The 6,473-nt window shown below is 70.6% G+C and carries 7 protein-coding genes; 5 read left to right on the top strand and 2 right to left on the bottom strand.

The window, feature by feature from the left end:
* Positions 1-2,075, top strand: a 2,075-nt coding sequence (locus ACVNF4_RS30590; RefSeq protein WP_461806133.1) for an ABC transporter ATP-binding protein/permease, incomplete at its 5' end; no start/stop codon positions are given.
* 63 nt (positions 2,076-2,138) lie between these two features.
* Here ACVNF4_RS30590 and ACVNF4_RS30585 read toward each other — a convergent pair.
* The gene (locus ACVNF4_RS30585) at positions 2,139-2,822 is read right to left on the bottom strand and encodes a transglycosylase SLT domain-containing protein (protein ID WP_461806132.1); all 684 of its coding nucleotides are present in this window, start codon (positions 2,820-2,822) and stop codon (positions 2,139-2,141) included.
* Positions 2,823-3,188: 366 nt separating this feature from the next.
* On the opposite strand from ACVNF4_RS30585, the gene ACVNF4_RS30580 reads away from it, so the two are divergent.
* The 4 genes from ACVNF4_RS30580 to ACVNF4_RS30565 all read left to right on the top strand — a co-directional run bounded on the left by ACVNF4_RS30580 (position 3,189) and on the right by ACVNF4_RS30565 (position 5,834).
* Positions 3,189-4,358, top strand: a complete 1,170-nt coding sequence (locus ACVNF4_RS30580) for a GAF domain-containing sensor histidine kinase (protein WP_461806131.1) — start codon at positions 3,189-3,191, stop codon at positions 4,356-4,358.
* On the top strand, positions 4,351-4,992 hold the full coding sequence (locus ACVNF4_RS30575; protein WP_461806130.1) for a response regulator: 642 nt from the start codon (positions 4,351-4,353) through the stop codon (positions 4,990-4,992). Before ACVNF4_RS30580 ends, ACVNF4_RS30575 begins: the two co-directional genes overlap by 8 nt.
* 171 nt (positions 4,993-5,163) lie before the next feature.
* Complete coding sequence (locus ACVNF4_RS30570; RefSeq protein WP_461806129.1) at positions 5,164-5,415, top strand: chaplin; 252 nt, start codon at positions 5,164-5,166, stop codon at positions 5,413-5,415.
* Positions 5,416-5,594: 179 nt separating this feature from the next.
* Complete coding sequence (locus ACVNF4_RS30565) at positions 5,595-5,834, top strand: chaplin (RefSeq protein ID WP_461806128.1); 240 nt, start codon at positions 5,595-5,597, stop codon at positions 5,832-5,834.
* Between the two features lie 59 nt (positions 5,835-5,893).
* Here the strand turns inward: ACVNF4_RS30565 and ACVNF4_RS30560 are convergent.
* Positions 5,894-6,473 (bottom strand): hypothetical protein (locus ACVNF4_RS30560; RefSeq protein WP_461806127.1); only part of this gene is annotated, 580 nt, incomplete at its 5' end.

Raw genomic sequence — 6,473 nt, 5'->3', positions numbered from 1 at the left:
ACATCCCGCAGCAGGGCCCCGGCGCCGGCGCGGGGGCGCCGCCGGTCTACGGCGACCGCAGCCCGACCACGTTCCACCAGCTCGCGCTCGGCCGCGTCATGCGCATCGGCCGCGCCCTGGAGAACGAACTGGTCGTCTCCGACCTCCAGGTCTCCCGTCACCACGCCGAGTTCCACTCGACGCCCGACGGCCGCATGGAGATCCGCGACCTCGGCTCCCACAACGGCACGTACGTCAACGGCCAGCCGATAGCGAAGGGCGGCACCGCGCTGCTCGGCCCCGCCGACGTCGTCGGCGTCGGCCACTCGACGTTCCGGATCGTCGGCGACCGCCTGGAGGAGTTCGTCGACACCGGCGAGGTCTCCTTCTCGGCGCGGCACCTGACGGTGACGGTCGACGGCGGCAAGCAGATCCTCAAGGACGTCTCCTTCGGCGTCCCCGAGAAGTCGCTGATCGCGGTCATCGGCCCGTCCGGCTCCGGAAAGTCGACGCTGCTCAAGGCGCTCACCGGCTACCGGCCCGCCAACGAGGGCGAGGTCCTGTACGACAACCGCAACCTGTACAAGCAGTTCGCGGAGCTGCGCCAGCGCATCGGTCTGGTCCCGCAGGACGACATCCTGCACAAGGAACTGACGGTCAAGAAGGCCCTCAAGTACGCGGCCAAGCTGCGCTTCCCGGCCGACACCACGGCCGCCGAGCGCGAGTCCCGCATCGACGAGGTGCTGCGCGAGCTGAAGCTGGACATCCACAAGGAGAAGAAGGTCACCTCCCTCTCCGGCGGCCAGCGCAAGCGCGTCTCCGTGGCTCTGGAGCTGCTCACCAAGCCGTCGCTGATCTTCCTCGACGAGCCGACCTCGGGCCTCGACCCGGGCATGGACCGCGACGTCATGCAGCTCCTGCGCGGCCTCGCCGACGACGGCCGTACCGTCCTCGTCGTCACCCACTCGGTCGCCGAGCTCGCGATCTGCGACAAGCTGCTCGTGATGGCGCCGGGCGGGTCCGTGGCCTACTTCGGGCCGCCCGAGGAGGCGCTCAACTTCTTCGGCTACGACACCTGGGCCGACGTCTTCTCCGCCTTCGAGAACTACCGCGACTACGACTGGGCGGGCCGCTGGAAGGGCTCGCAGCACTACCAGATGTACGCCGCGGACCTCGACGCCGTCGCCCCGCAGGCCGTACAGGTCCCGGTGATGCAGGCGATGAAACCGCCGAAGCCACAGGGGTGGCTGAGCCAGTTCGGGACGCTGGTGCGCCGCTATGCGTCCGTGATCGCCTCCGACAAGGGCTTCCTCGCTCTCACGGTGATCCTCCCGGCGGTGCTCGGCGCGGTCAGCCTGCTGATCGACCCCGACAGGGGCCTCCTTCCCAATGGGGTCAACGCGCAGACCGGACGCATCGTTCCCAACGGCACCGCCACCACCGTCCTGCTGATCCTCGCGGTCGGCGCCTGCTTCGCGGGGGCGGCGAACTCGGTCCGTGAGCTGATCAAGGAACGCGTCATCTACGAGCGGGAGCGCGCGACGGGCCTGTCCCGCTCGGCGTACCTGATGTCGAAGGTGTTCGTGCTCGGCCTGATCACGGTCTTCCAGGGCCTGCTGGTCGGCGTGATCGGCTTCGCCAGCCGCGAGATCCCCTCCGAGGGCCTCGTCCTCGGCAGCGCGACGCTGGTCGAGCTGTCCGTGCCGATCATGGCGCTCGGGTTCACCTCGATGATGTTCGGCCTGGTGATCTCCTCGCTGGTGAAGACCGCCGAGAAGACGATGCCGCTGCTCGTGATGTTCGCGATCATCCAGGTCGTCTTCACCGGCTGCCTCTTCGCGCTGAACGGCTCGATCGGCGTCAACCAGTTCTCGTACCTGATGCCGTCCCGCTGGGCCGTCGCCGCCGCCGGCGCGACCCTGGACTTCAACCGCATCAGCCCGCCGGACAAGGGCGCCTCGAACGACCCCCTGTGGGAGCACACCGTCGGCGCCTGGAGCATGGACATGGCCGCCCTGATCGCCCTGGGCGTCCTGTGCGGCTTCTTCGTTTCCCGCTTCCTGCGCCGCCACGAGCCCGAGGTCATGCGCAAGTAGCAACCGCGTACGAACGAGGGCGCCCCCTGCCGGCAGGGGGCGCCCTTTCGTGTGTGCGCAGGCTCAGTACGCGCTGTTCACGTTGTCGATCGAGCCGTACCGGTGGGCCGCGTAGTTGGCGGCGGCGGTGATGTTGGCGACCGGGTCGTAGATGTTCCGGGAGGTCCCGGAGACGTGGTACGCGTTGAACGTCGGCTGGATGACCTGGAGCAGGCCCTTGGACGGGATGCCCATCGCCGCGTTGCTGTCCCAGTTGTTGATCGCCCAGGGGTTGCCGGAGGACTCGCGGATGATGTTGCGGTACAGGCCGTTGTAGGAGCCCGGGATGCCCTTGCTGTCCATGATGTCGAGGGCGTTGCGGATCCAGCCGTCCAGGTTGTCCGCGTACGTCTTGACGGCGACCTGCTTGATCTCGGCGCGCTGCGCGGAGCGGCTCGCGGCCTTCTCGACGGCACGCGCGGCGGCGGCCTTCTTCGCGGCGGCGGCCTTGGCCTCGGCGGCCTTCTTCGCGGCGACCGCGTCGGCCTGCGCCTTCTGCCGCGCGGCGATGGCCTCGATCTTCGCGCCGGTCAGGGAGAACTTGTCCGTCACGTCCGTCTTGACGTCCGTCCGGTAGGTGACGTTCGCCGGGAGAGCCGCTTCGCTCGTGGTGGTCTGCGCGTCGGCCGGCACGACCGAGAAGGCGAGGGCGGCGGCACCGAGGGTGACGGCACCGGCTATCGCGATCTTGTGCGTGTTCTTGGGCATGGCGGGTGACCTCTCGAAGTGCGGGGAGGTCGCTCGGAATGTCCATCGGCGGACGTGGCGCTGAGCGACGAGAGCCATTCTTAGCGGCCGCAAAATGTCCGGGCAAAGGTGTGACCTGCGATCCCCGCTAGTAGATCCACCTAGGCCAAATCACCCCATAGCGCCCAGTCGTCCCCGTTCACACCCCTCCCGTTTATCTCCTATTCACCCTCGTAGGTGATATGGGTCCTATGTGCGGGCTCACATCGAGCACGCGGCAATCTCACCGGGAGTTGCTGAAGCAACGCGAACTGTGACGCGTCCTAGGTCCCGCCCTAGGACCACCGCCCGATCCTCGCTGTCAGACCCCGCCGGTACGGTGAGGCCATGAGTCAAAGTCCCAGGTCAGGGCTGGCGGCGGTGAGCGCCGCACTCCTGGCGATGAGCAGGCACCTGGAGGTGCGCGACGTCCTCAAGACGATCGTCGCCTCCGCCCGGGAGCTGCTCGGCGCCCGGTACGCGGCCCTGGGCGTGCCGGACGACCACGGCGGCTTCGCCCAGTTCGTCGTCGACGGCGTGAGCGACGAGGAGTGGAAGGCCATCGGCCCGCTCCCGCGCCAGCACGGCATCCTCGCGGCCATGCTCGAAGAGGCCAGACCCGAGCGCCTCGCCGACGTCCGCAAGGACCCCCGCTTCGAAGGCTGGCCCGACGCCCACCCCGAGATGTCGGACTTCCTGGGCCTGCCCATCCACAACGGCGACGACGTCGTCGGCATCCTCTTCCTGGCCAACAAGGAGCGTTCCGCGGCGGGAAACCCCCCGTGCGCGCAGCCCACGGACGCGTGCGGCTTCACCGAGGAGGACATGGACCTCCTCGCGATCCTCGCCCAGCACGCCGCGATCGCCCTCACCAACGCGCGCCTCTACGAACGCAGCCGCGAACTGACCATCGCCGAGGAACGCTCCCGCCTCGCCCACGAACTGCACGACGCGGTCAGCCAGAAACTGTTCTCCCTGCGCCTCACCGCCCAGGCCGCCGCCGCCCTCGTCGACCGCGACCCCTCCCGCGCCAAGGGCGAACTGCACCAGGTCGCCGCCCTCGCCGCCGAAGCCGCCGACGAACTGCGCGCGGCCGTCGTCGAACTCCGCCCCGCAGGCCTCGACGAGGACGGCCTCGTCGCCACCCTGCGCACCCAGATCCAGGTCCTCGACCGCGCCCACACCGCCCGCGTCGCCTTCACCGCCCGAGGCGTCCGCGCCCTGCCCGCCGCCCAGGAGGAGGCCCTGCTGCGCGTCGCCCAGGAAGCCCTCCACAACGCCCTGCGCCACTCCGGGGCGGCCCGCGTGGACGTCACCCTGGAGAAGCTCGCTGCCGGCGCCGTCCTGCGCGTCAGCGACGACGGCAAGGGCTTCGACCCCGCGATCGTCCGCAGCGCGGGCCGCCACCTCGGCCTCGTCTCCATGCGGGACCGCGCCGGCGGCGTCGGCGGAAGCCTGACAGTGACATCGGAGCCCGGCCAGGGCACCGTCATCGAGATGGAGGTCCCCGGTGGCTGAGCCGATCAGGGTGCTGCTCGTCGACGACCACCAGGTCGTCCGCCGGGGCCTGCGCACGTTCCTGGAGGTCCAGGACGACATAGAGGTCGTCGGTGAGGCCGGGGACGGCGAGGAGGGCGTCGCCCGCGCCCAGGAGCTGCGCCCCGACGTCGTCCTCATGGACGTCAAGATGCCCGGCATGGACGGCGTGGAGGCCCTGCGCAAGCTCCGCGAGCTGGACTGTCCCGCGCGCGTGCTGATCGTCACCAGCTTCACCGAGCAGCGGACGGTCGTCCCCGCCCTGCGCGCGGGCGCCGCCGGATACGTCTACAAGGACATCGACCCGGACGCCCTCGCCGGCGCGATCCGCTCCGTCCACGCGGGACACGTCCTGCTCCAGCCGGAGGTCGCCGGGGTGCTGCTCTCCCAGGACGAGTCGCCGGGCGGCCAGGGCCGGGGCGGCTCGCTCACCGAACGCGAGCGGGAGGTCCTCGCGCTGATCGCGGACGGGCGCTCCAACCGGGAGATCGCGCGGGCGCTGGTGCTCTCCGAGAAGACGGTCAAGACGCACGTCTCGAACATCCTGATGAAACTCGACCTGGCGGACCGCACGCAGGCCGCGCTGTGGGCCGTGCGGCACGGCGTCACGGGCTGAAAAGCGCTGGCCAGGGGCGTGGGGGAGCGGTAAGCGGAGGGATCACGTCCAGTCCGAGATTCATACTGTCGTGGGAATGTCACCCACATGGCGCACCCCCGGCCGGGGTGACGCCGTTCTCCTTGCGTGCCACGGCGACCGTCGTGGCGAATCGCCAGGAGGGCTTGCGAAGTGAAGAACCTGAAGAAGGCCGCGGCAGTGACGATGGTGGCCGGCGGGCTGGTGGCCGCGGGCGCCGGTCTCGCCTCCGCGACCGACGGCTCCGGAGCGGCGGCCCTCGGCGAGGCCCACGACTCCCCGGGCGTCGTCTCCGGCAACGTCATCCAGGTGCCGGTGCACATCCCCGTCAACGCCGTCGGCAACAGCGTCAACGTCATCGGCCTGCTCAACCCGGCGTTCGGGAACCTCGGCGTCAACCGCTGAACAGGCAGCCGGGGCACGGCAGTTCTACAAGCGGCAGGTCTGCTGATCGTCCCGTCGCTTCAATGATCCGAACGGGCGCAGTTGCGACCGCCTCCCGTGCCGTTCACGACCACTCCCGCGTTGCACAGCTCACGACCCGCGGGCGGGTCGGTCACGCAATCGCAGGAGGAACGCTTCTCATGAACATCGCCAAGAAGGCCGCTGTTGCCCTCACCGTCGCCGGTATCGCCGCTGGTGCTTCCGCCGGTGCGGCCATGGCCGACTCCGGTGCCGAAGGCGCTGCCGTGAAGTCTCCGGGCGTCGGCTCCGGCAACACCGCCCAGGTCCCGGTCCACGTCCCGGTCAACGTCGTGGGCGACTCCGTCAACGTCATCGGCCTGCTGAACCCGGCGTTCGGCAACACCGGCGTCAACGACTGACACGGCCTGAACCCCACGACGGGGCCCCACCCTCAGGGCGGGGCCCCGTCGCCGTACCCTCACCGCATCCCCCGCTCCCGCTCCTCCACATACGCGTTGTACGCCGCCACCAGCGCCCGCCGGGCCGTCCGCTCCACCGGGCGCAGCGCCGCCCCCCGGGCCGCCATCTCGGACGCGCTCACCGCGCCCCCGTGCCCGTTCTCCGTGGCCAGCGAGACCAACAGCCCCACCCGCTGGGCCAGTTCGAGCACCCGCACCGCACGCGGCGGATATCCGGGCGCCAGCAGCTCCCGCCCCCGCTCCGCACGCGCCCGGTACGCGTCGATGGCGGCCTCCGCGACCGGACCCGATCCGGCGACGTCCAGCCGGGACAGGACAGCGGTCGCCTCCCGCAGCGCCTCCGCGAGTTCACGCTCGGCCTCACCGAGGGACGGCACGTCGGCGGGCGGCGCCTCGCGCACCGGCAGGCAGTGCCAGGTCACTTCGCGGTGGACGTCACCGGCGGGCCCCGCCTCGAAGACCTCCGGCACCAGCCCCAGCGCCGCCCCGTGACAGACCACCGCCTCCTCGGCCTCCAGCGCCCGCGCGTTGAACTCCGGCGGCCCGCTGAGCCCCAGCGGATGCCCCGGCGCGGGCAGC

It is taken from the genome of Streptomyces sp. S6, assembly GCF_054880855.1.
This window is presented reverse-complemented; position numbering and strand designations above follow the sequence as displayed.

Excerpts from the sequence above, each read along its gene's own strand:
- ACVNF4_RS30580 (WP_461806131.1), top strand. The coding sequence starts at position 3,189 with ATGAGTCAAAGTCCCAGGTCAGGGCTGGCGGCGGTGAGCGCCGCACTC.
- ACVNF4_RS30585 (WP_461806132.1), bottom strand. The coding sequence starts at position 2,822 with ATGCCCAAGAACACGCACAAGATCGCGATAGCCGGTGCCGTCACCCTC.
- ACVNF4_RS30565 (WP_461806128.1), top strand. The coding sequence starts at position 5,595 with ATGAACATCGCCAAGAAGGCCGCTGTTGCCCTCACCGTCGCCGGTATC.